General features: G+C 60.6%; 26 protein-coding genes and 1 pseudogene. 12 read left to right on the forward strand and 15 right to left on the reverse strand.

The genetic code is table 11. From position 1 onward, the window contains the following. Window positions 1-541: 541 nt before the first annotated feature. A pseudogene (locus tag G5V57_RS34500) lies at window positions 542-749 on the forward strand (alpha/beta hydrolase); the annotation flags it as partial. 15 nt (window positions 750-764) lie between these two features. On the opposite strand, the gene G5V57_RS20985 reads toward G5V57_RS34500, so the two are convergent. The 12 genes from G5V57_RS20985 to G5V57_RS21040 all read right to left on the reverse strand — a co-directional run bounded on the left by G5V57_RS20985 (window position 765) and on the right by G5V57_RS21040 (window position 11,326). Beyond that, entirely contained in the window at window positions 765-1,016 is a 252-nt protein-coding gene (locus G5V57_RS20985; RefSeq protein ID WP_371744575.1) for a hypothetical protein, read from the reverse strand. Next, window positions 931-1,560, reverse strand: a complete 630-nt coding sequence (gene pcaG, locus G5V57_RS20990) for a protocatechuate 3,4-dioxygenase subunit alpha (RefSeq protein ID WP_165169505.1) — start codon at window positions 1,558-1,560, stop codon at window positions 931-933. Before pcaG ends, G5V57_RS20985 begins: the two co-directional genes overlap by 86 nt. 1 nt (window position 1,561) lies before the next feature. Next, window positions 1,562-2,287: a protocatechuate 3,4-dioxygenase subunit beta gene (gene pcaH / locus G5V57_RS20995; RefSeq protein WP_165169506.1), complete on the reverse strand. Its 726-nt coding sequence runs from the start codon at window positions 2,285-2,287 to the stop codon at window positions 1,562-1,564. Next, the gene (gene pcaC, locus G5V57_RS21000) at window positions 2,284-2,685 is read right to left on the reverse strand and encodes a 4-carboxymuconolactone decarboxylase (protein ID WP_206530084.1); all 402 of its coding nucleotides are present in this window, start codon (window positions 2,683-2,685) and stop codon (window positions 2,284-2,286) included. The genes pcaH and pcaC overlap by 4 nt, the downstream gene beginning before the upstream one ends. Continuing rightward, complete coding sequence (gene pcaD, locus G5V57_RS21005; protein ID WP_165169507.1) at window positions 2,678-3,472, reverse strand: 3-oxoadipate enol-lactonase; 795 nt, start codon at window positions 3,470-3,472, stop codon at window positions 2,678-2,680. Before pcaD ends, pcaC begins: the two co-directional genes overlap by 8 nt. A 90-nt stretch (window positions 3,473-3,562) precedes the next feature. After that, complete coding sequence (gene pobA / locus G5V57_RS21010; protein WP_165169508.1) at window positions 3,563-4,741, reverse strand: 4-hydroxybenzoate 3-monooxygenase; 1,179 nt, start codon at window positions 4,739-4,741, stop codon at window positions 3,563-3,565. Between the two features lie 167 nt (window positions 4,742-4,908). Further along, on the reverse strand, window positions 4,909-6,015 hold the full coding sequence (locus tag G5V57_RS21015; RefSeq protein ID WP_165169509.1) for an ABC transporter ATP-binding protein: 1,107 nt from the start codon (window positions 6,013-6,015) through the stop codon (window positions 4,909-4,911). A gap of 4 nt (window positions 6,016-6,019) precedes the next feature. Continuing rightward, on the reverse strand, window positions 6,020-6,844 hold the full coding sequence (locus G5V57_RS21020) for a carbohydrate ABC transporter permease (protein ID WP_165169510.1): 825 nt from the start codon (window positions 6,842-6,844) through the stop codon (window positions 6,020-6,022). Then, the gene (locus G5V57_RS21025) at window positions 6,841-7,752 is read right to left on the reverse strand and encodes a carbohydrate ABC transporter permease (protein WP_165169511.1); all 912 of its coding nucleotides are present in this window, start codon (window positions 7,750-7,752) and stop codon (window positions 6,841-6,843) included. The genes G5V57_RS21020 and G5V57_RS21025 overlap by 4 nt, the downstream gene beginning before the upstream one ends. Further along, the gene (locus G5V57_RS21030; RefSeq protein WP_165169512.1) at window positions 7,749-9,173 is read right to left on the reverse strand and encodes a sugar ABC transporter substrate-binding protein; all 1,425 of its coding nucleotides are present in this window, start codon (window positions 9,171-9,173) and stop codon (window positions 7,749-7,751) included. Before G5V57_RS21030 ends, G5V57_RS21025 begins: the two co-directional genes overlap by 4 nt. A gap of 36 nt (window positions 9,174-9,209) precedes the next feature. Further along, complete coding sequence (locus G5V57_RS21035) at window positions 9,210-10,481, reverse strand: D-amino acid dehydrogenase (protein ID WP_165169513.1); 1,272 nt, start codon at window positions 10,479-10,481, stop codon at window positions 9,210-9,212. Then, window positions 10,478-11,326, reverse strand: a complete 849-nt coding sequence (locus G5V57_RS21040) for an FCD domain-containing protein (RefSeq protein ID WP_165169514.1) — start codon at window positions 11,324-11,326, stop codon at window positions 10,478-10,480. Before G5V57_RS21040 ends, G5V57_RS21035 begins: the two co-directional genes overlap by 4 nt. 156 nt (window positions 11,327-11,482) lie before the next feature. On the opposite strand from G5V57_RS21040, the gene G5V57_RS21045 reads away from it, so the two are divergent. From G5V57_RS21045 to G5V57_RS21080, 8 genes are all read left to right on the forward strand, one after another. Next, window positions 11,483-12,577: a DSD1 family PLP-dependent enzyme gene (locus G5V57_RS21045; RefSeq protein WP_165169515.1), complete on the forward strand. Its 1,095-nt coding sequence runs from the start codon at window positions 11,483-11,485 to the stop codon at window positions 12,575-12,577. Between the two features lie 11 nt (window positions 12,578-12,588). Then, window positions 12,589-13,008 carry a RidA family protein gene (locus G5V57_RS21050; protein ID WP_165169516.1) on the forward strand — a complete coding sequence of 140 codons (420 nt, stop codon included), beginning with the start codon at window positions 12,589-12,591 and terminating at the stop codon, window positions 13,006-13,008. A gap of 294 nt (window positions 13,009-13,302) precedes the next feature. Beyond that, window positions 13,303-14,808: a sugar ABC transporter ATP-binding protein gene (locus G5V57_RS21055; protein WP_246737305.1), complete on the forward strand. Its 1,506-nt coding sequence runs from the start codon at window positions 13,303-13,305 to the stop codon at window positions 14,806-14,808. An 89-nt stretch (window positions 14,809-14,897) separates the two neighbouring features. Further along, window positions 14,898-15,800, forward strand: a complete 903-nt coding sequence (locus G5V57_RS21060; RefSeq protein ID WP_165169518.1) for an ABC transporter permease — start codon at window positions 14,898-14,900, stop codon at window positions 15,798-15,800. Window positions 15,801-15,887: 87 nt separating this feature from the next. Further along, entirely contained in the window at window positions 15,888-17,744 is a 1,857-nt protein-coding gene (locus G5V57_RS21065; protein WP_165169519.1) for a substrate-binding domain-containing protein, read from the forward strand. Further along, window positions 17,701-17,874 carry a hypothetical protein gene (locus G5V57_RS21070; protein ID WP_165169520.1) on the forward strand — a complete coding sequence of 58 codons (174 nt, stop codon included), beginning with the start codon at window positions 17,701-17,703 and terminating at the stop codon, window positions 17,872-17,874. Before G5V57_RS21065 ends, G5V57_RS21070 begins: the two co-directional genes overlap by 44 nt. 81 nt (window positions 17,875-17,955) lie before the next feature. Further along, window positions 17,956-18,915 carry a cyclase family protein gene (locus G5V57_RS21075; RefSeq protein WP_206530085.1) on the forward strand — a complete coding sequence of 320 codons (960 nt, stop codon included), beginning with the start codon at window positions 17,956-17,958 and terminating at the stop codon, window positions 18,913-18,915. A 21-nt stretch (window positions 18,916-18,936) separates the two neighbouring features. After that, the gene (locus tag G5V57_RS21080) at window positions 18,937-19,701 is read left to right on the forward strand and encodes an SDR family NAD(P)-dependent oxidoreductase (RefSeq protein WP_165169521.1); all 765 of its coding nucleotides are present in this window, start codon (window positions 18,937-18,939) and stop codon (window positions 19,699-19,701) included. On the opposite strand, the gene G5V57_RS21085 is transcribed toward G5V57_RS21080, so the two are convergent. The 3 genes from G5V57_RS21085 to G5V57_RS21095 form a co-directional block, all read right to left on the reverse strand. Continuing rightward, window positions 19,696-20,244 carry a hypothetical protein gene (locus G5V57_RS21085; protein ID WP_165169522.1) on the reverse strand — a complete coding sequence of 183 codons (549 nt, stop codon included), beginning with the start codon at window positions 20,242-20,244 and terminating at the stop codon, window positions 19,696-19,698. The two genes, G5V57_RS21080 and G5V57_RS21085, sit on opposite strands and share 6 nt — an antisense overlap. A 21-nt stretch (window positions 20,245-20,265) precedes the next feature. Further along, on the reverse strand, window positions 20,266-21,015 hold the full coding sequence (locus G5V57_RS21090) for an SDR family NAD(P)-dependent oxidoreductase (RefSeq protein WP_165169523.1): 750 nt from the start codon (window positions 21,013-21,015) through the stop codon (window positions 20,266-20,268). A 447-nt stretch (window positions 21,016-21,462) separates the two neighbouring features. After that, on the reverse strand, window positions 21,463-22,398 hold the full coding sequence (locus tag G5V57_RS21095; protein WP_165169524.1) for a LysR family transcriptional regulator: 936 nt from the start codon (window positions 22,396-22,398) through the stop codon (window positions 21,463-21,465). 301 nt (window positions 22,399-22,699) lie between these two features. Here G5V57_RS21095 and G5V57_RS21100 point away from each other — a divergent pair, with 301 nt between their 5' ends. The 3 genes from G5V57_RS21100 to G5V57_RS21110 all read left to right on the forward strand — a co-directional run bounded on the left by G5V57_RS21100 (window position 22,700) and on the right by G5V57_RS21110 (window position 26,209). After that, window positions 22,700-24,283 (forward strand): ABC transporter substrate-binding protein, encoded by a 1,584-nt coding sequence (locus G5V57_RS21100; RefSeq protein WP_165169525.1) that lies wholly within the window; start codon window positions 22,700-22,702, stop codon window positions 24,281-24,283. Between the two features lie 100 nt (window positions 24,284-24,383). Further along, window positions 24,384-25,322 (forward strand): ABC transporter permease, encoded by a 939-nt coding sequence (locus G5V57_RS21105; RefSeq protein WP_165169526.1) that lies wholly within the window; start codon window positions 24,384-24,386, stop codon window positions 25,320-25,322. Further along, window positions 25,319-26,209, forward strand: a complete 891-nt coding sequence (locus tag G5V57_RS21110; protein WP_246737306.1) for an ABC transporter permease — start codon at window positions 25,319-25,321, stop codon at window positions 26,207-26,209. Before G5V57_RS21105 ends, G5V57_RS21110 begins: the two co-directional genes overlap by 4 nt.

The raw sequence follows: 26,209 nt of genomic DNA on the forward strand, positions 1-26,209 counted from the left end.
CTGACACTTCCGCCGGATGCTGGCAATACGGACAATCTGCTCGGATCGCAGCAAAGCGAGACAAGTGTCACAAGCGCGGTGCCGTCAATCCTCCGTCGGCGGATCCTCGCGACGAAGAAATGGCGAGGGGGTAGCGGTGAATACAGGGAATTTTCAAGAAACCGCCGTTAGAGCGCCGGGCGTTCTTATGGAATCACCTCGGCGCTGCAACTCTTTGATTTACGCATCAGATTCTCTGAAAACCGCTTCGCATGGTCGGGGCAAGCCCGACCACAAGCTTTTCGGTCCGGTGCTCCAGACGATATTCCCAGACTGATATTTTCAAACTCTCACGGCTTCGTCCGCGATTGCAAGCACTTCCTGCGAGGTTCCTTCCGATCGCGCCCGTGTTTTAGGCGATCCTCCTCAGGCCGGGCTGATCAGGTTTAACCAAGGGTTTGCCCATGCCGACCGGGTAGGGGAGGGATGCATCGTTGCCTTTCAAGCTGCGGCGGCGACGGAGCTCGTCGGATTTGCGCAGGAGGAAACGTCTGTAAAGCTCGTCGCCCAGCGCCGTGTCATCGCTGTCCCGACGATCACGCTCGAAGGCGATGCCAGTGGCGCGCCCATCCAGAGCCGAGTGCCTATGCGAAGAAGTTCTCCGGCAATATGCGCACCGCCTCGTTTCGGGCGGCATCAGTCATAATCTGCCGCAAGAAGCGCCGGAGGGATTTGCTGAAGCTATGATCGACGTCGATGCCTGGAGCTAATCGGGAATAATGGCGTCAAACATACCCGGTCAGCTTCACCGCCTCACCCAGTGTCTTGCCGTTCCTGAGCGCGGACTCTATTTTGCCGTCCAGCGCGTGCAGGGCTTCAGCTCTGGTCGTGACATCGGAAAGGGCGGCTTGTGGAATCGCGACGATGCCGGTCGCGTCGCCGATGATCATATCACCGTGCTGGACAGTAATTCCCCCAATGACAGCCGGCTCTCCGATGGAATGGAGCCTGACCCGGCTCTTGCCACTGACAGGCATAATTGCGATAGACCATCTCGTTTCCTCTCTCCTCTCTGCGGGCGATCAGGGTCTCGATCAAAGCGGACTGGCCTACGGCCTCGAGCGCCGGATCAGCTGCATTCGCCACCGTTTCCTCGGGGAAATACATGCGGGTTTGCAAATGAATGTTGATGCCGCGCGCGAAGATCGAGAAAGCGACATGCGGTGCCTGAGGACGGCCGTCGCGGAACGGCACGACTCCCGGCTTGATGGTTTCGAAACGAAAGAGGCCGGTCTCGAAATCGGCAACAGCGCGTCCCCAGCCGGAGAAAGTAGGGGATCCATAGCGGCCTTCGCGATCGGCCTGCCAGATCTCGATCATGGCATCGGTGACCGGCGCGCCGGCGCCATCACGGATGAGGCCTTCGATGATGATGCGTTCGCCAGGTGTCTCGGCCCCGGCCAGAATATTCGAATGTTCATTGCTGCGGGTCTTGAGACCGGCCGAAGCCGGAACGGTTCCGATATGGACGAAAGGACCCGCGGTCTGTGACGGCGTTTCCTTCAGATGAGGGCGCGACATGTCAGCTGCCCTCCGGCCGGTTCTCGAAGTAGGTCGCCTGTCGGCCACGCAGCACGATATCGAAACGGTAAACCAGACTGTCGAAGGGCACCATGTTGTCCATGTCAAGCTTGGCGGTGAGCTGGTCGATGGCTGCGGGATCACGGATCGTGTTGACGATCGCGCAGCGCTGAATGAGCGGGTCGCCTTCGAAATAGAGCTGGGTCACGAGCCGCTGCACGAAGGCATGGCCAAACAGGGAAAGGTGGATATGGGCCGGCCGCCAGTCGGAACCGTTGTTGCGCCACGGATAGGGCCCCGGCTTGATGGTGCGGAAAGAATAATGACCCTCCGCATCAGTGAGGCAACGGCCGCAGCCGCCGAAATTGCGATCGAGGGCCGCCATGTAGTTGTCGCGCACATGGCGGTAGCGGCCGCCGGCATTGGCTTGCCAGATCTCGATCAGGGTATGGGGCACCGGCCGACCTGTCTCGTCCATGACCTTGCCATGGACAAGGATGCGCTCGCCGATCGCCTCGCCGTCGCTCGCGTAGTTGCGGATCAAGTCGGCATCGAGCGGGTCGAGCTTGTCGTGTCCGAACACCGGGCCGCTCAACTCCCCGATGGACTGCGGCAACGAAAGCAGCTTGCGATGTGGCGCGCGCAGCGACGTCGAATTGTAGCGGGGCGTGTCGGCAGGTGGGTGCCAGGCGCGATCGCGCCTGATGAATTCGACGAGCTCGATCATTTCCGCATGTTCCGTTGCTCCGCAAAGCACGCCTTGATGATCTTGATGGCGCGGTTCGCCGCCGGAACGCCGGCATAGATCGCGACATGCATCATGGCTTCGCGCAGGTCCTCCTTGGTGGCACCGGTGTTGCGCGTCGCGCGCACATGCATGGCGAGCTCCTCGTCATGGCCGAGAGCGGCGAGCAGCGCGATGGTCACGATCGAGCGCTGCCGCTTGTCCCAGTCAGGGCGCGACCAGACCGATCCCCAGGCGCCCTCGGTGATCAGGGCCTGGAAGGGGGCGTCGAAATCGGTCTGCTTCGCCTCGGCGCCATCGACATGCGCATCACCCAGGACCGCGCGGCGCGTTTTCATGCCGCGGGCAAACCGGTCCGGTCGTTTCGTCTGGTCAGGCAAAGACCGCCTCCCTGGCAAATGCCGAAATGTGTTTGGCCATGATCTCAGGTTGCTCCACACAAGGCAGATGACCGGCGCCTGGAATCATTTCGAAGCGCGCTCCCGGCAAAAGTGCGGCGAGGGATCGCACCAGATCGGGCGGTGTGGCGCCATCCTCGGCCCCGGCCAGACAGAGCGCCGGCAGAGCAAGCTCGCTCGCGACGGCAGTCAAGTCCGCATCGCGCAAAGTCGCGCAGGTGCCGATATAGCCCTCGACCGGCGTGCGGATCAGCATGTTGCGATAGCCGGCGAAATCAGCCGGCCTGTTCACAGGGTATTCCACCGCAAACCAGCGCACCAAGATTGACTGGGCAATGGCGGCCATGCCGCCCTGCCGGACCGCCAAGATGCGTGCATCCCACATCTCCCCTGTGCCGATCTTGTGCGCCGTGTCGCTCAGCACGAGGGCCCGCGCCAGATCAGGGCGCCTGCTTGCCAGCGCCAGGGCGATCAGCCCGCCGACCGACAGCCCAACGACGAGAGCAGCTTTTACCCCCCGAGCATCCATGAGCGCCGCAAGGTCGCCGATATGATCGTCAATCGCATAGGGCGCTGATGGTGTGTCTGACAAGCCGTGGCCGCGCAGGTCGTAGCGCAGGATGCGCCATTCGACGCGAAGCTGCGCCGCTATTTTGTCCCAGATTCGTAAGTCGGTTCCCAGCGAATTGACGAAAACGAGAGCGGGAGCGTTGGCAGGGCCTTCGTCCTCGAAATGCAAGACCAGGTCGTTGAACCAGCCAAACGGCATCAGCGGCTCCTCAAATCCCTATTCGCAAGTGTGGACGCACCAGTCGTCTTGTACAATGACGATTTGTGCCAAATATATGAGCTATGCGCTCTAATAGGGCAGTCCGACATAGTTCTCGGCCAAAGCGGTCATGGCAGCACGGGAGCCGACAAGATAGTCGAGTTCCGCCAGCTGCATCCTGCGGCCGAAGGGGCCTGTATCCGGGAAGCGGTGAAGCAACGAAGTCATCCACCAGGAGAAGCGTTCCGCTTTCCAGACGCGCGCCAACGCCCTTGCCGAATATGTTTCGAGGCCCTTCTCGGAACCTGTTCGGTAGTGGTCGATCAGTGCCTGCGACAGATAATGTACGTCGCTGGCGGCGAGATTGAGACCCTTCGCGCCCGTCGGTGGCACGATATGAGCGGCATCGCCGGCGAGCAGCAGGCGGCCAAAGCGCATGGGCTCGGCGACGAAGCTGCGCAAGGGTGCGACACTCTTTTCAATCGCGGCTCCGGTCGTCAATCGCGCCGCGGTCGCTTCGTCCAGTCTCCGCCGCAGCTCGGCCCAGAATGTCTCATCCGGCCAGTCCTCTGGACGCTCTGAGGCATGGCATTGCAAATAGTAGCGGCTGCGCGTGCGCGAGCGCATGGAACAGAGCGCAAAGCCGCGCTCGTGATTGACATAGACGAGCTCGTCCGACACCGGCGGGACGTCGGCCAGAAGGCCCAGCCAACCGAAGGGGTAGGCCCGTTCGAAGACGGTGATTTTATCCTCAGACACGCTCGCCCGGCTGACACCATGAAAGCCGTCGCAACCGGCGATGAAGTCGCACGCAATGCGCCGTTCGGTGCCCTCGTGCAGATAATGCAAGACCGGCTTGCTACAATCGAAATCTGCCGGCCAGACTCTCTCTGCCTCGTAGATGGTGGGCGCATCGGCGGCGAGCCGCGCATCCATCAGGTCGCGAGTCACCTCGGTCTGCCCATAGATAGTGACACCCTTGCCGCCGGTCAGGTTTGCGAAGTCGATGCGATGACGTTCGCCCGCGAAAGCAAGGTCGATGCCGGTGTGGATCAATCCCTCGCGATGCAACCGCTCACCACAACCTGCCTCATCGATCAGCGCCACCGTTCCCTGTTCGAGAACACCGGCGCGGATACGGCCCAGGATGTAATCGCGGCTACGGCGCTCGACGATGATCGTGTCGATCCCGGCACGATGAAGCAGCTGCCCCAGCAACAGCCCCGCTGGTCCGGAGCCGATGATTGCCACCTGTGTTCTCTTGCCCATCTTGATGCCCGGCTCTTTGCTGTGACCTCGTCGATTGTCGCTGAGGTGCCCGCACCCGGCAATCCTGTTTGGCGAAGTTCATGGGTGCTAGGCGTGCAGTAAGACAGAGCGCATTGCTTGTAGGCGAGTGAAGATCAGTTCGGGTTTTAGGAACGAGCTCGGTACGATCAGCCTGCTACTCCTTGGGATCGTGCAGTTGGATAAATGGTACGCTCGGTCCGGGGATCGAGAATGATTACGCGGTTCATGTCGAGATTGATATTAATCCTCTTTCCTGGCTTGCAGTCGCCACCCAGTTCAAGATCGGCGACCATGATGCGGTGACCGAGCGAGAATGTAATGAGCGCGCGGGTTCCGGTAACCTGAACGAGTTCGATCACGACAGGTATTTGAGCTTGTCCGGCGACGTCGGAAATACCGGCACGGGCAATGTGTTGAGGGCGGATTCCGAGGACGATGGCAGCGCCATCAGGCGCCTCGGGCAGATCTGGAAGGGGAAGGGACGTACCGTCTTCCAGTTTCGCTTGTCGGTCTGATAGCGTTGCATTGAGAAAGTTCATTTTGGGGCTTCCGAGGAAACCCGCGGTGAAACGATTGGTCGGGCGTTCGAAAAGGTCGAGGGGTGAACCCTGCTGTTCGATCACGCCGTCGCGGAGGAGCACAATTCGGTCGGCCAGCGTCATCGCCTCGACCTGGTCGTGGGTGACATAGATCATCGTGTGCTTCAGTTCCTGATGAAGGCGCTTGATCTCGGCTCGCATCTCGTCACGCAGCTGCGCGTCGAGATTGGAGAGGGGCTCATCGAAAAGGAACAGCCTTGCGTCACGCACGATGGCCCGGCCGATGGCGACACGCTGGCGCTGGCCACCCGATAGCTCGCGCGGGCGGCGCTGCATCAGTGCGCCGATGCCCAGCATCTCCGCGGCCCGCTTCACCCGTCGGTCAATATCGGCCGTCGCCGCGCTACGGGCGCGCAGGCCGAAGGCGATATTCTCGTAGACGCTCATGTAGGGATAGAGCGCGTAGCTCTGGAACACCATTGCGATGTCGCGGTCGCGCGGTCGTGCCCAGGTGACGTCCTTGTTGCCGATTTCGATTGCGCCATTATCCACCTCTTCCAACCCGGCGATGCAGCGTAGCAGCGTGGACTTGCCGCAGCCGGAAGGTCCGACAAGCACGGTAAGTTCGCCAGAGGGGACTTCAAGATCGATGCCCTTGACCGCATGAACCGATCCGTAGTGTTTGTGAAGGCCGGTGATCTTGAGATCCGACATCGCCTTATCCCTTGACGGCGCCGAGCGAAATGCCACGTACGACATAGCGTTGAAGCAGCGTGACAGCGATGAAAACGGGAAGCGTCCCGAGCACCGACATGGCGGCGATCTTGGCCCAGAAAGTAGACTGTGACCCGAAATACTGGCTGATTTGTACCGTGAAGGTAATGACCTCGGTGCGGGTGAGCACAAGTGCGAAGAGAAACTCGTTCCAGGAGAAGACGAAGGCGAATATCGCGGTGGCGATGATCCCATTGCGAGCCATCGGCACGGTCACCCTCCAAAGCACGCTCAGATGCGAGTAGCCGTCGACCAGGGCTGCCTCTTCCAGTTCCACGGGCACGTCCTCGAGATAACCGCGCATCATCCACACGACATAGGGAAGCGCGAAGGCGGTATAGAGCAAAATCAGGCCGGGATAGCTGTCAGAAAGGCCAAAGACGGCGTAAGCGAGGAAGATGGGGAAGACGACCGCGATCGGCGGCAGCATGCGCTGAGAGAGGATCCAGATCGCCAGATTGTCGCCCCCGGTCTTGAAGCGGACCATTGCATAGGCGCAGAGCGTGCCGACTGCCATGGCGATGAGCGTGGATACCCCCGCTATGACGAGGCTGTTCCAGAGTGACCATACATCGCCCTCGGTGAAAAGTACGGCGAAGTTACCGAATTGCGGTTTGCTCGGAAACCACACCGGTGGCGACTTGAAAATCTCCTCCGGCAGTTTGAGCGACACCATGAACATCCAGTAGATAGGGAACAGCATCACGACGAGGATGAGAATCGAAATGGCGTACCAGACAATGCCCTCGCGGGTTGCACGCTTCTTCACCGCGCGATCTCCATGCGTTTCAAGGCGAACACGACGGTGGCCGACAGCAGGATGAGCAGGACGACGACGAGGGCTGCGGTGTAGCTTGTCTCGAAACTCTGAAATCCACGGATAAACATGAATATCGAAAGCGTCTCTGTCTTAGTGCCGGGCCCGCCGCGGGTGAGTTGCCAGACCGCATCGAAGATTCGGAAGAGGTCGAGCGCGCGCAGGAGCACGGCGATGCTCAAGACCGGCATGATCGCCGGGAGCACGATGCGGAAAAACACGCGGAAGCGGCCGGCGCCATCGATTTCGGCAGCCTCAAGCTGCTCGCGTTCGACATTGGCGAGGGCCGCCAGAAGAATGATGAACATGAAGGGCGTCCATTGCCAGACCTCGGCAATGAGGATTGCCCAGTATGCGAGATGCGGCTTCACCGTCCATAGGAGCACTATCGGTTCCCCGGCGATCCAGCCGATGATCTGGTTGAAGGGACCGAACTTGTGGTCGAACATGAGCCGCCACATCGAGCCCGCTACCATGGGCGAGACGACGGCGGGGAGCACCAGAAGCGCCACGAAGAGGCGTTTGAAAGGGCGCTCGGCCTGAAAATGGAGCGCAAGCAGCATGCCGAGTATCAATTCGAGGGGCAGGGCCACGGCAAGGAGCAGGAGCGTGCGGCCGAGGGCGGCCCAGACGCGCGTATCGGCTACCAGCTTCTTGTAATTCGCGAGGCCAACCCAGTCGCCGTTTGGGTTTGAGCCGGTGATATCCTGGAAGCTGACGACAACCGACCACAGAAACGGGAATAACCCGACAAGGAGCATGACAAAGACGGCGGGTCCGACGAACAGCAGGCCTGCGCCGCGCCGGCCGGCCCAGAAGGGCCGGCCGGCCTTCGTCTGCGTGGCTGCGGCAGCGCTCATTCGCGATAGGCTGAAGGCTTCGCAGCCCAGACCTTGTAGGCCTCGCGCTGCTTGTCGACCCCGATCGCTTCGGTGATCTGGTCGAACTCCGCTGCCAAAGCGTCGAGGGCCGCCTGCGGCTCCTCCCCGCCGATCGCCGCGTTAACCGCGCGCGAAATGGCATCCTGATATTTGAAGGTTTCGATCACCGAAATATCCGCATAGCCCGATGCCGCGCCGTCCTTCAGTACTTTCAGATAATCCTTCGCGCCTGGCCAGAGATTCTGATATTGCGCCGACTCGTAGTGCGAAATGCGGTAGGGATCGCGCAGGCCTACCGGGAGCATGACGTTGTTCAGGCTCTGCGATTTCGAGTGCATCCACTGCGCATAAAGATAAGCGGCGTCCTTGTTCTTGCTGTCGGGCGAGACGCCCGAGAGGAAACCCGAGGCCAACTGCGGATGGCCGCCGGGATTGATGGCATAGCCAACTTTGTCGGCCACAGTGGTCTTCGGCACCCAGGAGAGTGCTTTATCGTCGATGTTTATGCCCTGCGCCCAGCGTCCGACCGGTGGCCAGGAGATTGTCATGGCGATCTCGCCTGCATTCATCGCCGACAGGTTTTCTGCAAAGCCCCAGGTCTCGATACCGGGAGACATGCACTTGTTCTGTTCGACCATTTCGGTGAGCGCCTTCAATCCCGCCTCGCTGTTGACGGTCGCCTTCATCGTCTCGGGGTCGAAAAAGCGGCCGCCATAGTTGCGGAATCGTTCCGAGAAGAAGAAGTGCGTATAGCCGGTGTTGATGACGCCTGCGCCATACATGTCCGGCTTGTACTTTTCGGTAAGGAAACAGGCGATGTCACCGAACTCCTTATAGCTCTTCGGTACCGCCAGGTCGTAGCCATATTTCTCCTTGAAGGCCTTCTGGTTCTGCTGATCAGCGAAGAGATCCTTTCGGTAGTAGGTAACCAGTACGTCGCCATCGACGACGAGGCCATAGATCTTGCCGTTGTAGGACATCCAGTCCTTGAAGGCGGGATTGATGTCGTCGAATTCGCTCTTCACTCCATACTTTTCGATATAGGGGTCGAGTGGTTCGGCGGCGCCGTTTGCCACCATGTCGGCAAGCCAGGCAGGCGAGATGAGCAAGACATCATAACCGCCGGTGCCCGCCTGCTTTTCAAGGATGGTTTTGGGGTAGATCTCTTCGAAAGGCAGCTCAACTACCTTCACTTTGATGCCCGTAAGTTTTTCCCATTCGGGGCCGGTATGCTGGGTATCGAGCAATGCCTGGAGACCGGCTTCGGCGACCACCGTGATGGTCGAGCCGCCGAACTGTTTCGCCGCTTCGACAGCCTTGGCGGCTGCATCCTCCTCGGCAAGGGCCGGCGCCGTTGCAGTGAGGCCCAGAACCGCGGCAGTCAGTAACAACTTCCTCATGGTGACGTCCTCCGTTGCGTTATGGCAAAGGCGGTCTCATGCCGCCGTGGCAATTACGGCGCCTTGCGGCGCCGGAACTTGAATACCCGGATTGCGGCCGGTGATGAGGTCGGCCGCGACTCTGCCCGAACCGCAAGCGAGCGTCCAGCCGAGATGCCCGTGGCCCGCATTGACCCAGAGGCCCCGCACGCGGGTGCGCCCGATGATCGGTGTGCCGGCCGGACTCACGGGACGCAGGCCGGCCCAGACGCGCGCCTTGGAAAGATCGAGATGCCGTTTCATTTCCGGGAAAGTGAAGCTTGCATTCTCTACAATCGCCGCGGCGCGCGATGTTGCGGGAATTGTGTCGTAGCCGCTGATCTCGGCCGAGCCTGAAATCCGCATGCGATCGCCGATGGGAACGAGGCCAAAAAGTTTACTGTCGTCGATAACCGGCATCTGAGGCGCGCTGTTCCAGGCGCCGCGTGGAAAAGTGATCGAAATGCCTTTCACCGGATAGATCGGAATTCGGATGCCGAGCTTGGCCAGGAGCGGCGAGGTGAAACTCCCCATCGCGACGACCACCGTATCGGCCGAAAGTCGACCCTTGTCCGTGACGACGCCGACGACATGTCCGCCCGCCGTCTCGACCGATTGAACTGTCTCGCCATAGCGGAAGCGCACTCCTCGCTTGGCGCAAGCCGTAGCGAGACCTTGTGTGAATTTGTGGCAGTCACCCACTTCGTCCCGGGCGAAGTAGAGCGCACCGGCAAGCGTCGCCTGGGTCTCCCGCAGGGCCGGTTCCAGCGCTACGCAGCGTTCAACATCGACGCGCTCATAAAGGAGGCCATGCTGCGCCAGGAAGTCGCTGGAACGCTGTGCGCTATCCAGAGAGGCGATAGAACGGTAGATCTTCAATACGCCGCGCGTTGCGCGGTCATACGTGATGCCGGCCTCAGAAGCTATTTCCTGCAACGACTTTAGCGAATGCAGCGCCAGATTGAGATTCGCCGCAGCATTGGTGCGAAATTTCTCAGGAGTGCAGTTGCGTGAAAAATCGAGGCCCCAGCGCCACATATGCGGTATGGCACCGTAGCGCAACAGAAGCGGCGCACTCTCCTTGCCGAGCCAACCGATGATCTTCCGGGGCATGCCCGGCTGCGACCACGGCTCCACTTCGCTTGCGTGGATGACGCCACCATTTCCCCAGCTAGTCTCGAGCGCCGCTTCCGGCTGACGTTCGACGACCTCGACGTCCTGGCCGGCCTTGTTCAAGTACCAGGCGGTTGCCACTCCCACGGCCCCGGAGCCCAAAACCAGGATTGTCATGGCCTAGCCCTCCGCTTTCTGAGTCTCTTCCCGGCCGGCTCGGCCGGACCTCTTAGACCCGACCACATGGCCTCCTTCTCCCGGTCGATACGCGCGGCGACGTCGCGTGCCACATTTCGCATGATCTCGTGATGCAGCCGCTTGGATTCGGTATAGAGTTGGCTGATGAGCCTCAAGTGGCTCGTCATCTCGTGGAAGGCGCGCATTGGATCATGTGCCGCAACCGCCTCATAGATCGCCGTGTGATCGCGCACTGAGAGCCGGTCGGCATCCGGCATATGGATCGTCGTGGTGCGCTGATCGATCAACCACTGCACCAGAATGTCATGCACTGCAGAGAACACGGGATTGCGAGTAATGACCGTGAGCTCATAATGGAAAGCCACGTCAGTGCGAATGAATTCTGCCGTATCGCCCATGGCGGCGGTGTTGGCGTCGAGTGCCCGCTTGAGGCGTTCGATATCTTCACCTGTGGCACACTGCGCCGCCTGCCAGGCAACACCGGCTTCGAAGAGCAGGCGTGTCTGTTCCATATAATTCTGACCCTGGTCGCGCGCGGCGGTGCGCTTGACGAGAGCGGCGAGTTGGTCGGAGAGGAATTTGGCGTTGGGAGCAGTGACCTGGGCACGTGCGCCACTCGTAACATCGACGAAACCCTGCTGCTGCAAGAGGAACAGTGCCTCCCGCACCGACGGCCGGCCGACACCATAGCGCTCTGCCAGTTCCTTTTCCGACGGCAGCTTGGTTCCCACTTCGAACTCGCCGGAGGCGATGGCGGCTTCGATGAGCTCGGCGATTTCGTGCGAACGCTTGCGACGGCCTGCCTGAATGCGGGGTATGTTCATCGATCTGCCAGTCCTGAAAAGAGCGCTCGCGCGCCAAGCACGCCAAGCTTTGAAACTCAGGCTGGAATGAGTGAATTGTCAATAGCATATTGACCTATGATCATTTGACCCCTCAGTATAGCGGTGAGTATGTTTGTTGGAGGTTGGGTGGACGCCATGGCAGCCAAGACAGCACGCAAGCACTTGCCGACTCCGGCGCTCGTCATCGATGTTGATCTTCTCGATCGAAATATCGCCACCATGACGGCTCGTGCGAAAGCCATGGGTGTCAAGCTTCGGCCTCATGCGAAAGCGCATAAATGCGTGGAGATCGCTCAGCGGCTCGCTCGCTCCGGCGCCGTGGGGGCCTCCTGCGCTACCATAGGAGAAGCGGAAGGCATGGCGCTTGGCGGCATCGGCGGCATTCTCATCACCTCGCCGATGGTCACGTCGCACCAGCTTGAGCGGTTGCGCCGCCTCCTGCTTCGGGGGGCCGACATAAGTATTGTCGCTGATCATCCGGCCAATGCGCAGGCCTATGCGGACATCGGTACGGCGACAGGGCGCAGGCTTGACGTGCTTGTCGACTTCGATTTCGGCCTGGGGCGTACGGGCTGCGTCGAAATGCAGGACGCGGTGGCGCTTGCCCAGCGCATCGACGCGCTTCCGTCACTCCACTACCGCGGCATTCAAGCGTATTGGGGCAATCTGCAGCAGGTGATGCCCTTGAGCGAACGCGTGCGCCTCGCGAGTATCCAGCAGGATCGGGTTCGTTCGCTGTCTGCGGCGCTTAAAAGTGCAGGACTTGCGCCGGAGATTGTCTCAGGCGCCGGAACCGGGACCCATGTCATTGATGGCGGCACCGGACTCTTCACCGAATTGCAGCCGGGGTCGTTCCTGTTCATGGACTCCTGCTACGGCTCGATTGTCACCAACGACAGCGAGAACCCGTTCCTGCCGTCGCTGTTCGTGGCGGCCTCGGTGGTATCGGCTAACCGTCCAGGCTGCGTGATCGTAAATGCCGGATGGAAGGCCTTTGCCACCGATAGCGGCAAGCCCCAGCCCTGGCGCGGCACTCCTCCGGGCGCCAGCTACCGCTTCATGGGTGACGAACACGGCGCGGTCGACTTCGAAGGCGATGGACCGGCCCTTGGCGACACGATTGAATTCCTGACCTCCCATTGCGACCCGACCGTCAATCTCCACCCCGCCTTTCATGTCGTGCGTGGTGAAGAGGTTGTCGATTTGTGGCCAATCCGTGCTCGCTATTGAGGAAAAATCCGATGAAGCGTGCCTATCCCGCCCATCCGGCCGTACCGATCTCGAAGACAATTCGAGCCGGCGATTTCATCTTCACTTCTGCGTATGGACCATGGATTTTCGACCCCGAGAAGGTGGTGTTCGATGAAGTCGGGAACATGCTCGATGATGGCACGGGAAACCTGGAGATGCCCTTCGAAGAGCAGGTTCACAGGACGTTTGGGTTCATCAAAGACGCGTTAACGCTCGAAAACTGCACGCTCGCCGACGTTGTCAAATGCGAATGCTGGCTAACCGATCCACGGGATTTTCGCGCCTTCAACGCTATCTACATGACCTACTTCAGCAAGGATCCGCCGGTGCGCTCGGTCTTTCCGATGCGTTTCATGTTCACTTGCAAGGTGGAGATGCAGGTCATTGCCTACAAACCGTTGAAGGAGTAGCTGCCAAGTACGGGTTGAATTGCAACACGTCGTGACCTTCGCCAGGCATGCTTTGCGTGGCATCCGGCATTCGTGCTGACCACGGCGGATCTGCTCCGCTCAGGTCGTCCATCCATAGCCGGCATCTCGCCAAACGCGGCGGCGATGTCTGGTGTGACGTCGACGGCCCTCCTTGAGTTGCCGGAGGTGGGAGGCGCTCACGAATGTCAACAGGGTCAGAACCGAGAAACCAATTGACATTTGATCATGAGGTGCAGCATCGTCGGTCGGGGCTCGTTCCGGTTGGGGAGAGTGATGCCGCGCCTTGCCGTCCGCAATGTCGTCAAGACTTTCCCCGGAGTGCGTGCGGTTGACGACGTCTCATTCGAGGTGGAGCGCGGTGAAATCCATGCGCTCATCGGCGAGAATGGCGCCGGAAAGTCGACGCTCATGCATCTTGTTGCCGGTGTCTATCAGCCGGACAGCGGTACTATCGAGCTTGACGGTCATTCGCTTGCCGGGATGAACGAGCAGGCAGCCGCCGATGCCGGCATTGCCATGGTCTACCAGGAACGTAGCCTCGTCGGCTCGCTGAGCGTGGCCGAAAACATCTATGCGGGCCGCCAACCTTCCAACGCGCTGGGCATCATCCGCCAAGCGCCCATGTATGACGGCGCGGGGCGCATCCTGAAGGACTTGGAGGTCGACATCGATCCGCATACGACTGTGTCTCGCCTCTCACCGGGACAGCAGCAAATGGTCGAAATCGCCAAAGGCCTGTCGCATCAGTTGAAGCTCATTATCCTCGATGAGCCGACATCCTCGCTCACCATCAACGAGGGCCGTCACCTCTTTCGCGTCATCCGGCGGCTGGCGGCGCAGGGTATCGCGATCGTCTACGTTTCTCATCGCATGAGCGAGGTATTCGAGATTTCCGATCGCGTGACGGTGCTGAAGGATGGCCGTGTCACGGGTGTCAGAGAAACAGCAAAGGCAACTCACAAGGAACTCATTTCGTTGATGGTGGGGCGCGAGCTTTCCTTCGAGCCCGACCCGCGTCGCGCTGGGCAGGATGCAGGTGTTGCCCTCGAACTCCGCGACCTGTCGGCCGCTCCGGTCGTCTCCACCTCCTTTTCGTTGCGTTTCGGCGAAATTCTCTGCCTTGCGGGTCTGCTCGGCGCCGGGCGCACTGAAGTCTGCGAGGCGATTTTCGGAGCGAGGCCCATCCAGTCGGGCCGCCTCCTCGTGGAAGGCAGGGAGTTGCGCCCGAGAAGCCCGAACGATTCGATGGCCGCCGGCATATCCATGCTGCCCGAGGATCGTAAAGATAGCGGGCTCTTCATGGAATTCACCATCGAAGCGAACATGGTCGCCGCCAACCTCGGGGCCTATACCCGCTCCGGGCTGCTTTCGAAGGCCCAAATGCGGCAGATCAGCCAAAAATACGTGGACGCGTTGCGTATCGCCACACCGGGCATAGACCGTGAGGTGCGTTATCTTTCCGGCGGCAACCAGCAAAAAGTGCTGCTTGCCAAGTGGCTGGTGCGTGAGCCGCGCATTCTCATCGTTGATGAGCCGACGCGTGGCGTTGATGTGGGTTCCAAGGCCGACATTTATCGGATCCTTCGCGATCTCGCGGCGGGCGGCATGGCTCTGCTTGTCGTGTCCTCCGATCTTCCCGAAGTATTGGCGCTCGCCCACCGCATCATCGTGATGTCCGAGGGCCGCGTTGCCGGTGAGCTTGACGCCGCGGCTGCGACCGAAATCGCCATTCTCGAACTCGCCGCGCCGAGGTCTGGCATAACAGGGGAAGCCGCATGAGCAGTGAGACGGCAACACGCAGCCAAGGCTTTTCCGCCGGCCGCGCTTTTCTCTCCCGGATCGCCACGGACCGGCCATTGCTGCTCATCATGCTGATCATCGCCCTCATCGTCGTGATGGCGGTCTTGCGGCCTTCAACCTTTCTTAGCACCGGGAATGCCGCCGTGGTGCTGCTCGATACGGCGCAAACCGGCATTCTTGCCTGCGGCATGATGGTGTTGATGATCAGCGGTATGTTTGATCTCTCGATCGGCGGAATCCTTGCCTTTTCCGGTATTATCGCTGGGCTCACCGTCAAGCAGCTGGGCTGGCCGCCCCTGCCGGCCTTCCTTGCCGGCTGCATATGGGGGGCGCTGCTCGGCACCATCAATGGCGCACTGGTCACCCGGTTCAAGATTAACGCCCTTATCGCGACGCTTGCCACGCTATCGATCTATCGCGGCGGATTGCAACTCGTCTCCGGCGCCGGCGTCACCAACATTGGCAACGGCTATACGGTGTTCGGCCAGACCCAACTCTTGGGTATCTACTCGCCCTTCTGGTTTATGGCCGTGATCGTTGTGCTTTTCGGATTTCTCGTCGGTCGTACCCGATATTTTCGCCAAGCCTACTATATCGGTGGCAATCCCCGCGCGGCGAAGCTTTCCGGTATCAATGTTGACCGCACGGTGTTCAGTTTCTTCGTCATCATGGGTTTGCTGGCGGGCCTCGCCGGGGCGCTGCTCGCCTCGCGGCTCAACACGGCTGTGGTGCTGGCAGGCCAGGGCGTTGAGCTCAAGGTGATCACCGCAGTGGTGCTGGGCGGCGCCAGCCTTGCCGGCGGCGCGGGCACTATTCTCGGAGCCTTTCTCGGCGTGCTCCTGATGGCGCTGTTGCAGAATGCCATGATCATCGCCGGCATCAGTCCGTTCTGGCAGCTCATCGTGGTGGGCATCGTGCTCTTGATCAGCGTCGGGCTCGATCAATTCGCGCGACTTCATCACCGCACGTGAGGACGTTCGCATGAAAGCCCCGGAGGACATGGGGCGTAGTACATGGATCATAAGGAGGACGAGATGAACCGCTTGGCAGTCTGCACAGTGGCCCTGATCGCCGGCCTCGCATTGGTGAGCGCCGCCCCGGTCCTGGCCGAAAAACCCACGGGGCTGAATGTTCCGATCGGCGACACGAGCCGCAGCGATCAGGAATATGTCTGGATCAGCAATGCGTCGAATCTGCCGTTGTTTGTGGAACGGGTTTATCCGGGTCTTGAGTCGGCGCGCAAGGCGCTCAATGTGAAGGTGCGCATCGCCGGACCGACCTCTGTCGATCTTGCCGCCTTCATCACAACGGTCGATGCCGAGTGCACCAAGAACCCGGCGGGCGTGATCGTGGTGGGAGGCTGGGACGATGCACTCGCTTCTGAGGTCGACAAGTGCATCGACAAGAAGGTTCCCACCGTGGTCACCGACGGCGACCTGCCGATGTCGAAGCGCCTCACCTATCTTGGCACCAACTGGTACAATCTCGGCTACCAGCACGGGCAGTACCAGTGCCGTTATCATGCCGAAGCCGGGTTAAAGGCGGGTGAGATCGGCACGATTTCATTCCTCGCCGCGAGCAACTTCATTGCCGCGCGCCAGGGCCTGCGCGATGCGCTCGCCAAGGAGTGTCCGGATATCAAGGTGGTGGCGGACGAGGAATCTGGCACCAATGTGGAACAGGTGGCCGCCAATACCGCAGCGATCATCCAGGGCCATCCCAACCTCACCGGCATGGTGGGATTCGATTCGGAGGCAGGACCGGGAATCGTGCGGGCGGTGACGGAGTCGGGCAAGGCGGGCAAGATCATCGTCACTTCGAACGAGGCTGGCCGCGACTTCCTGAATTCGATCAAGGACGGCACGGTGAAGATGATCAATATGGAAAAGTACGAGACGATGGACTTCTTCGCCGTCCTCTATCTCTACACCTTCCACAATGACATCATCCGCAACCTGGGCATGGACCAATGGCTGCAGAACCCACTGCCGGCGATTGGCGACTCCGGTCTCATCTTCGTCACCAAGGATAATGTCGATACTATCCTGGCGGCAACCGATCCGGCTGCAACGGGGGCATCGACAACACCCACGGGCCTGAATGTTCCGATCGGCGACACGAGCCGCAGCGATCAGGAATATGTCTGGATCAGCAATGCGTCGAATCTGCCGCTGTTTGTGGAACGGGTTTATCCGGGTCTTGAGTCGGCGCGCAAGGCGCTCAATGTGAAGGTGCGCATCGCCGGACCGACCTCTGTCGATCTCGCCGCCTTCATCACCACGGTCGATGCCGAGTGCACCAAGAACCCGGCGGGCGTGATCGTGGTGGGAGGCTGGGACGATGCACTCGCTTCTGAGGTCGACAAGTGCATCGACAAGAAGGTTCCCACCGTGGTCACCGACGGCGACCTGCCGATGTCGAAGCGCCTCACCTATCTTGGCACCAACTGGTACAATCTCGGCTATCAGCACGGGCAGTACCAGTGCCGTTATCATGCCGAAGCCGGGTTAAAGGCGGGTGAGATCGGCACGATTTCATTCCTTGCCGCGAGCAACTTCATTGCCGCCCGCCAGGGCCTGCGCGATGCGCTCGCCAAGGAGTGTCCGGATATCAAGGTGGTGGCGGACGAGGAATCTGGCACCAATGTGGAACAGGTGGCCGCCAATACCGCAGCGATCATCCAGGGTCATCCCAACCTCACCGGCATGGTGGGATCTCGATTCGGAGGCAGGACCGGGGATCGTGCGGGCAGTGACGGAGTCGGGCAAGGCGGGCAAGATCATCGTCACTTCGAACGAGGCTGGCCGCGACTTCCTGAATTCGATCAAGGACGGCGCGGTGAAGATGATCAATATGGAAAAGTACGAGACGATGGACTTCTTCGCCGTCGCCTATCTCTACACTTTCCACAATGACATCATCCGCAGCCTGGGCATGGACCAATGGCTGCAGAACCCACTGCCGGCGATTGGCGACTCCGGTCTCATCTTCGTCACCAAGGACAACGTCGATACTATCCTGGCGGCAACGGCCGGTGCTCAATAGCGACGCGGCCCTTGATACGGGAGCGTCCGACGCTCCCGTATCTGATATCGCATCTAACGCAATCCGCGGAGGATCAGACGGATGACGCGAACACTGACACCACCCGCGCCGGTGTCGCTCAAGGAATTCGACGCCCTGTTCGAGAAGGTAAGAAACTGGGGACGCTGGGGTCCTGATGACGAGCGCGGCACGCTGAACTACCTGACGCCTGACAAAGTGACCGCCGCCGCCAGGCTTGTCCGCAGCGGCCGCCAGGTCTCCATGGCCATCCCGATCAGCAAGACATCTGGACCCGACAATCCGAACCCGGCCGTGCATTTGATGTCGCTCCTGCATGATCTGCCGGTGAGCAAGAGCGGCTTGTCCTTCGGAATGTGCTACCTCGGCATGGCCAGCCACGGAGATGCCTACACGCATGTCGATGCGCTTAACCATGTCGGCTATAAGGGCAAGCTCTACAACGGCAAACCTGTATCCACTCTCACCTCACGTGGCTCGGACTGGGGAAGCATCACGGCTTATTCCGCCGGCCTCGTCGGCCGCGGGGTGATGCTCGACGCGGCACGCCATCGCGGCGTCGAGTGGCTGGAACCCGGCGAGGCGGTGACACGAAGCGAGCTCGAGGAAATCGAGAAAGCGCAAGGGGTTCGGCTCGGCGAGGGTGACATTCTGGTATTCCGCACCGGCCATCACGCCAGGCGTTTAAAACTCGGCGCCTGGAGCAACGAATACCCACCGGCGGGCGAGGGCAAGGCCGGCCTCCACATCGACACCGTGCCGTGGATGCACGAGCGGCGGATAGCCGCCTTCCTACCCGACGGCGACGGCGAAACCGTCCCCAGCAATGTTGAGGGTATGCCTTATCCTATCCATGCTTTGCAGCTCACCGCCATGGGCATGTGTATCTCCGACAGCCAGCAGCTTGAGGAATTGGCCGTGGCGTGCGAGCAGGAAGGTCGGTTCGAGTTCATGGTGGTCGGCCTGCCATTGCGGCTCCCGGGCGCCACGGGCACACCCTGGAACCCAATAGCCATTTTCTAGAACTCGGCGAGGAGGATTTGCATGGCGCGTTTCGCGGGAAAGGTAGCCCTGGTCACCGGCGCGACCACGGGCATTGGCCAGGCAACGGCGGTGCGGCTTGCCTCAGAGGGCGCGCTGGTTGGCATTAACCAGAAGCCTTCCGGCGATGCGAGCGAGACGCTGAGATTGATCAAGGAAGGAGGCGGGGAGGCCTTTCGGGTCATTGCCGACATGCGCGATCCGACGGCGGTCACGGCCATGGTGAAGGAAGTGGCGAAACGCGGCGGCCGCCTCGACTATGTCGTTTCGAATGCTGCCATCAATCCATTCATGCCCTGGGATGCGACGTCGATCGAGGATTTCGACAACCTCTTCGAAACCAATGTCCGCGGCACCTGGGTGGTATGCACCGAGGCGGCCAAGCAGATGATTGCCGAAGGCCATGGCGGTGCCATCGTCATGGTGAGTTCGATCTCCGCCCATGTCGGTGCTCCCACCCAAGTGGCCTATTGCGGCACTAAAGGCGCCATCAGCATGTTGGGCAAGGCATTGGGCTCGGTACTGGGGAACAACGGCATACGTGTGAACGTGGTGGAACCGGGCGCGGTCAGGACCAATATGAGCGCGCCGATGCTCGAGATGCCCGATGTCATGAAATACTATCTCGACCGTATCGCTCTGCACCGCATCGCCGAACCTTCAGAACTGGCGAGCGCCGTTGCGTTCCTTCTATCGGATGATTCGAGCTATGTGACGTCTGCAACGCTGCTTGTGGATGCCGGCTTCATCGTCAACGCGGAGCTATAGCGGCGGCGGCAGCTTGCTCAAAGCCTCTTCGGCGAGGGTCCGGTCGGGCGTCTGCACAAAGAGCAGCGTGTTGCCGCGCACGAAGACGTAAAGCGGCCCTTGCGCGAGTTGGCCCGGGTCGCCGATGCGTGTCACCGTGCGTTTGGCCAAGGTTTCCTCGGTGTTAGTCAGCCCCGTCGTGCTTGACGCCTGCAGCGCTGCCTTGAAGCCGGGCAGCAGCAGCGCAGGGTCGGCGCCCTTCACCCGCCAAGCCCCCACCGCCGCCTTGAGCCCGCCTGCGGCATAGGCACTGGCGAGGGTGAAATCGTCGCGCGATTTGCCGAGCGTTTTCAGGAATGCGTCGAAGGCGGCGCTGTTGGTGGCAAGCTCGGGGCCAGCCTGGCTTTCAATGGTGAGCGCAATGCCGCCCAGCGTCTGCGGCAAGAGGGCCTCGAGTTCGGGATCCGAATGACGGCCGGCGGAAATCGCTACTGCGGCGAAAAGCAAGGCCGCCAAAGAGATGCAGATCAGGCGAAGACCCTCGAGCCGGAGATAGTGTTTCATCGTCGCGAACTCCGTGACCGCTCACGAAATGTCGAGTGTTTGACCGCCGTCAAACGGAATACAGGCGCCGGTCATCCATGCCGAGTCCGGCGAAACCAGCAGCTCGATCCAGCGTGCCACCTCTTCGGCCTTGGCGATCCGGCCGAGCGGCACCTGGCCTGCCAGCCACTCATAGGCCTCCGTCAGATTGGTGGCCCAGGTTTCGTGAATGGGCGTGTCGACCGGACCAAGCGCCAGCGCGTTGACCCGAATCCTGCTCGGCGCCAGTTCGCCGGCCAGCGAGCGCGTCAGATATTCGAGGGCCGATTTGGTTATGCCGTAGAGCGATTGGCCGGGCCGCAGGATCGTGCCCGAGGACGACGAGATGTTGACGATGGCGCCGCCGCGTTCGCGCAGGGCCGGAAGCGCGGCTTGGATCAGGAGGAACGGTGCGCGCACATTAACCGCCCAATGGAGGTCTATGACGTCCAGTGGATAGTCCTCGATAGGCATCACCTTGATGGTAGCGGCATTGTTGACCAGCGCATCGATGCGGCCGAAGGTGGCGCGGGTATTCTCAATGACGCGCCTGGCCGCTGCGGGATCGGCAAGATCCTCGGCAATTACCAGGGTTTGGCCGGGACTTCCCGAACCGCTTGCTGCCACCGTTTCCAGCTTGTCGCGCCGCCGGCCGACCAGCGCCACATTCCAGCCCAATCCCGCCAACCGCTCAGCCGTTGCCGCGCCGATGCCGGTACCGGCTCCTGTCACTATCGCAGTGTTCGCGCTCATAGTTTACTTTCGGCTAAGAGCTTATCTTGCCGTTGGTATTGTTGCCTAGTCCTCGGCCACAATCCGGATTGGTGGTTAAGGACCTCGATCCGCTCATACGATAGGCTCAGGCGCAATGGGAATGCAACGCCATTCCGTTGGCTCTGCCAAACGACGTGTGCGCTTCGTGTACAGCAATAGACTGTAGTTCGCGTGACGAGGAGCGAACATGCCCTTCGCGCGGTCATGTTTATGAAAACTGACAGATAACCGGCGATATTCTTCGGGCGATCTTCAAGCGTTGCCCGGAGTCGCCGATACGAGAACCCGAAGTCCTCACGCCTTAAAGCCCTTCCCGTTTTGATCGAATCGTTCCGATTCGATCAAAACGGGTAAAAGGGCTCGAAAAACATATAATCTGGAGCGCTTCCTTATCGCCAAAGTCGAGCAACTTTGGCGGGAAGCGCTCTAGGGCTTTGGCTGGGCTTGGTTTAAGGCGCGCTTCAGCCCCTCTGCCATATCCTTTGCCACGTGACGCAGGGCCGAGATGAACAGCCCGGCTTGGACGGACCTCGTGCTGTGGGTCGGGCGCCAGATTGACAGCAAATATGGCACCGAGACCGTCAGGGGTCGGAAGGTCACGCTATGCCCGCCATAGCTCGCGGCCGTGAGGGGATTGATCACCGACATGCCGACGCCCGCTGCTACCATCGCGCAGACACTTGCGGCGGTTGTGGTCTCCGCCGCGTAGTTTCGGGTGACGCCGGCGGCGGCGAAGACGTCATCCAGCTTGTGCCGGTAAGGGTCGTTCTGGCCGAAAAAGATGAATGGCTGCCCGCCGAAGTCCAGGGGCGCCAGTGTCTTCCGCCCGACGAGCGGATGATCGTGGGGCAACACGCAGACCATATCGCCGATCAGAATCGTCTCCGTCGTCGCGCCTTCATGTCCGAACAGAGTTTCAGCGAGTCCAAGGTCAAAGACCTGCATGGTCATCTCGTGGCGCAGCGAGGGTTCTTCATGCGAATGGATCGAGAAGTGGACGGCAGGTTGGGTCCCCAGAAAATGCTGGATCGCCCGCGGAATAATCGATTCCGCATAGGCGGGGATACTGGCAATCCGAAAATTTGCCGCGTTATTGGTTCGTATGGCTGCGGCGGCGCGGTTGATCTCGTCGAGGCCGACGAAGGAGCGCAGTACCACTTCGTGCAGCAGTATGGCCTGGGCCGTCGGGGTGAGCCTTTTGCCGAAGCGCAGAAACAGGTCAAAACCGATGAGTTGCTCGATCTCGCGGATCTCTCGGCTGAGCGTGGGTTGCGAGCTGCCAAGCCGCGCTGCTGCGGCCGTAATGCTCTTGTTGACCATCACCGCGTTGAAGACATCGATTTGCCGCTGCTTCAGGTTCAAGCGGCCTCCCTCCTTCGCTCCCTATCATATCCAGAATGAATAAGAAGGGGAAACGATGCATTTTACAAATATAGTACAATCTGGGAGTGTATGAGGCTGCGGCAATATCCTGAAGCGCTGCCGCGGGCGCGCATTCCTGTTGTTATTCCATGACTGGTTCCCGAATTTGGAACGGACGGGGCCAGCCGGCGAATGACCGGTATTGCGACGAGGTGAAGAGATCTTCGGGGAATTGCGACCGCCCTGGGAGGAATGAATTCAATGTCGCTTGTCGAACAGAAGAACAACCATTGAGGCTAACGTGACAAACAAAATAAGACTTCTGCTGGCCACCGCGGTTACCAGCCTGATCCTGATTTCCCCAGCGTTCGCGGAGAACATGCTCAGGATCTCCTACCCGGAGGATCCGAAAACCGCCGATGCGCAGATGACGTCGGATTCCTACACCCTTCCGCTCAACGTCTTTGACCGGTTGATCGAATCCGAGACCACCAGTCCTGGCCAGTCGGCTCTTGTGCCCGGCCTTGCCGAGAAGTGGGAGGTATCGGGCGACGGCAAGACCTACACATTCCATCTGCGTCAGGGCGTCAAGTTTCACGACGGTGCCGAACTGACCGCCGATGACGTGGTCTACACCTTCGATCGCATGCTGAATCCCAAGACCAAGGCGCTCGGCACCGATATTCTGACTTTCGTCGAAGGCGCGCAGGAGCGTCTCGACGGCAAGGCCGAAAGCGTTTCCGGCCTCAAGGCGATCGACAAATATACGGTCGAGATCAAGCTGGGCCAGCCTTATGCGGCCTTCCTGGCGCTTCTGGCGAGCCCCCAGGCCTCGATTTACAACCGCGCCTTCACCGAGAAGGCGGGTGACCAGTTTGGCCTCACGCCGGAAACGACCAACGGCACCGGCCCGTTCATCCTGCGCGAATATACGCTGAACGAGAGCCAGATGCTCGAGGCCAATGACAACTACTTCCGCGGCCGCCCGAAGCTCGACCGGCTCCAGGTGCGGGTGGTTGCGGATTCGGAGACGTTGCGCTTGCTCTTCGAAACCGACGAGATCGACGTGTTCGACCTCGATTATGCGCCGACCCAGACGCCCTATTTCTACGGCAACGACAAGTGGAAGGACCTGGTGCGATCGGGGCCGCGCGTCGGCATCTATTATTACAACATCAATCAGGCGAAGAAGCCGTTCGATGATGCGCGCGTGCGCAAGGCCTTCCAGATGGCCATCGACCGCCAGACCATTCTCGACAAGAACTTCTACGGCAAGGGCAAGCTCGAAGACGGCGTCCTGCCGCGCGGCGTGGCCTGCTACGCGCCGGCGGCTCCCATCGTGTATGACCCCGCGAAGGCCAAGGCCCTTCTCGCCGAGGCCGGCTATCCGGACGGCGTCGACATCAATCTGCAGCAGGTTTCAAGCTGGTCCCCGAAATGGGCCGACATGAACCAGATCATCCAGGCGCAGGTGGCGGCGGCCGGATTCAAGGCCAATATCGTGACGACGGACGAGGCCGCGTTCCTCGCCGCTCGCAAGGTCGGCGAAACCGATGCCTACACGCAGGTCTGGTCGGCGGACTTCAATGATCCGGACAATTTCTTCTACACATTCTTCTCCGAGTCCGGCTCCAAGGTGCGCGCCTACAACAACAATGACCCTGAGGTCTTTGCGGGCGTGGAGAAGGCGCGCAGCCTGACCAATCCCGAGGAGCGCTGCAAAGTCTACCAGGAGCTCGCGGCGCGCATCGTCGACAAGGATGCGGCGTGGGTCCCGCTGTTCAGCCTCGACCACAGCTATGTCGTGCAGCCGCGCGTCAAGAACTTCGTCGTGCCGTGGAACGGCTGGAGCGACATGAGCTACTACAAGGTCGAGGTCGAGTAAGGTTCAGGATTTGACTGGGGCGGGGCGCTGAAATGGCGCTCCGCCTCCAGTATTTCCAATCCCTGCGCCAAGCTCTCGCCGCTGACGGAGCATGTCCTCGATGTTGATGTTTGCGATCAGGCGGATCGTCATCTCTATTCCTGTGCTTATCGGGATCACGGCGATCCTGTTCGTCATGCTCAATGTGGTTCCGGGCGATCCGATCGCCCTTATGATGAAGGAGCACGCCAGCCCTGAGGTGATCGCGCGCGTCCGCGCGCAGATGCATCTCGATGACCCCATGATCATCCGCTACTTCCGTTTTCTCTGGGGTGCAGTTCAGGGTGATCTCGGCGTCTCGATCAAGCTCAACCGCAGCGTCACGAGCCTGATCATGAACGCCTTTCCGAACACGATGATGCTCGCCGCCAGTGCTGCCTGCGTGTCCTGGATAATCGGCATTCCCGTCGGAATCCTGTCGGCCGTCCGGCGAGACAGCTTCCTCGATCACGCCTTCATGGGCTTTTCCTTGCTGGGCGTCTCCATGCCGATCTTCTGGTCGGCCCTGTTGTTCCAGTATGTCTTCGCCATGCAGCTCAGATGGTTGCCGGTTTCCGGCTTTTACGGCTGGAAGTACCTGATCCTGCCGGCCCTCGTGCTCGGCTGGAGCTCGGCCGGGGTCATCGCGCGCCTGACGCGCTCGAGCCTGCTTGAGGTCATGCGTCATGACTATATCCGCACCGCTCGCGCCAAGGGCCTGCGCGAGGTCGGTGTGATCTCGCGCCATGCGCTGAAGAACGCCCTCATTCCGGTGGTGACGATCATGGCGATCCAGGTCGCGACGCTGCTGTCCGGGGCCGTCATCACCGAAGCGATCTTCGGCATTCCCGGCGTCGGGCGCATTTCGGTCAACGCCATCCAATCGCGCGACATGCCGCTGCTGCAGGGCTCGGTCCTCTTCGCCACGGCCCTTGTCATCCTCGGCAACCTGATCGCCGATATGCTCTATTCGGTCCTCGATCCGCGTATTCGTTCCCAGATGACAAAGGCGGCGACATGAGCCTGACCAGCGAAATGACGGCGCCGGCGCCGGATGTGATCGAGGAGACCAGCTTCCTGCGCGACGCCGTTCATGCTTTCCGCAAGAACCGCATGGCGATGGTGGGGCTGTTCTTCGTCGTGACCCTTATCCTGGCCGCGGTCTTTGCGCCCTGGATAAGCCCGCACGACCCGTATCGGGTGGCGCTCGACGAGCAATTGCTGCCGGCGTCTACGACCTATTGGCTGGGCACCGACAACTTTGGCCGCGATATCCTGACGCGTATTCTTTATGGCGCGCGAGTCTCCCTGGTCGTCGGCACCGTGCCCAGCCTGATCGCGTTGATAATCGGAACGGTCATGGGCATCCTCAGCGGCTATCTGGGCGGCAGGACCGATTTCGTCGTGATGCGGCTTGCCGACATGATGATATCATTCCCATCGCTGCTGCTCGCCATGGTAGTCATGTACACGCTGGGTGCCAATCTTTTGAACATCTTCATAGCCCTTGCGCTGGTCGGATGGGCCAGCGTGGCCCGCGTGGTGCGCTCACAGACGCTCGCCTTGAAGGGCAAGGAGTTCATCGAGGCCGCCCGCGCCAATGGCGCCTCGCGCACGACCATCATGTTCCGGCACGTCTTTCCCAATGTCGTCCCGACGCTGATCGTCCTCTTCTCGCTATCCATTCCCGACGCGATCATGTGGGAATCGAGCCTCAGCTTCCTGGGCGTCGGCGTGCAGCCGCCCGGAGCGAGCTGGGGCCTCCTGGTGGCAAAGGGCAAGGAGTATCTCTTCCAGGCGCCGCTGGTCGCGATCGCGCCGGGCGTGGCGATCCTGCTGACAGTGCTGGCCTTCAATTTTATCGGTGACGGGCTGCGCGACGCCCTCGATCCTTCGATGAAGGATTGA

Origin of the sequence: Nordella sp. HKS 07, assembly GCF_011046735.1 — a bacterium.
Taxonomy (GTDB): Bacteria; Pseudomonadota; Alphaproteobacteria; order Rhizobiales; family Aestuariivirgaceae; genus Taklimakanibacter.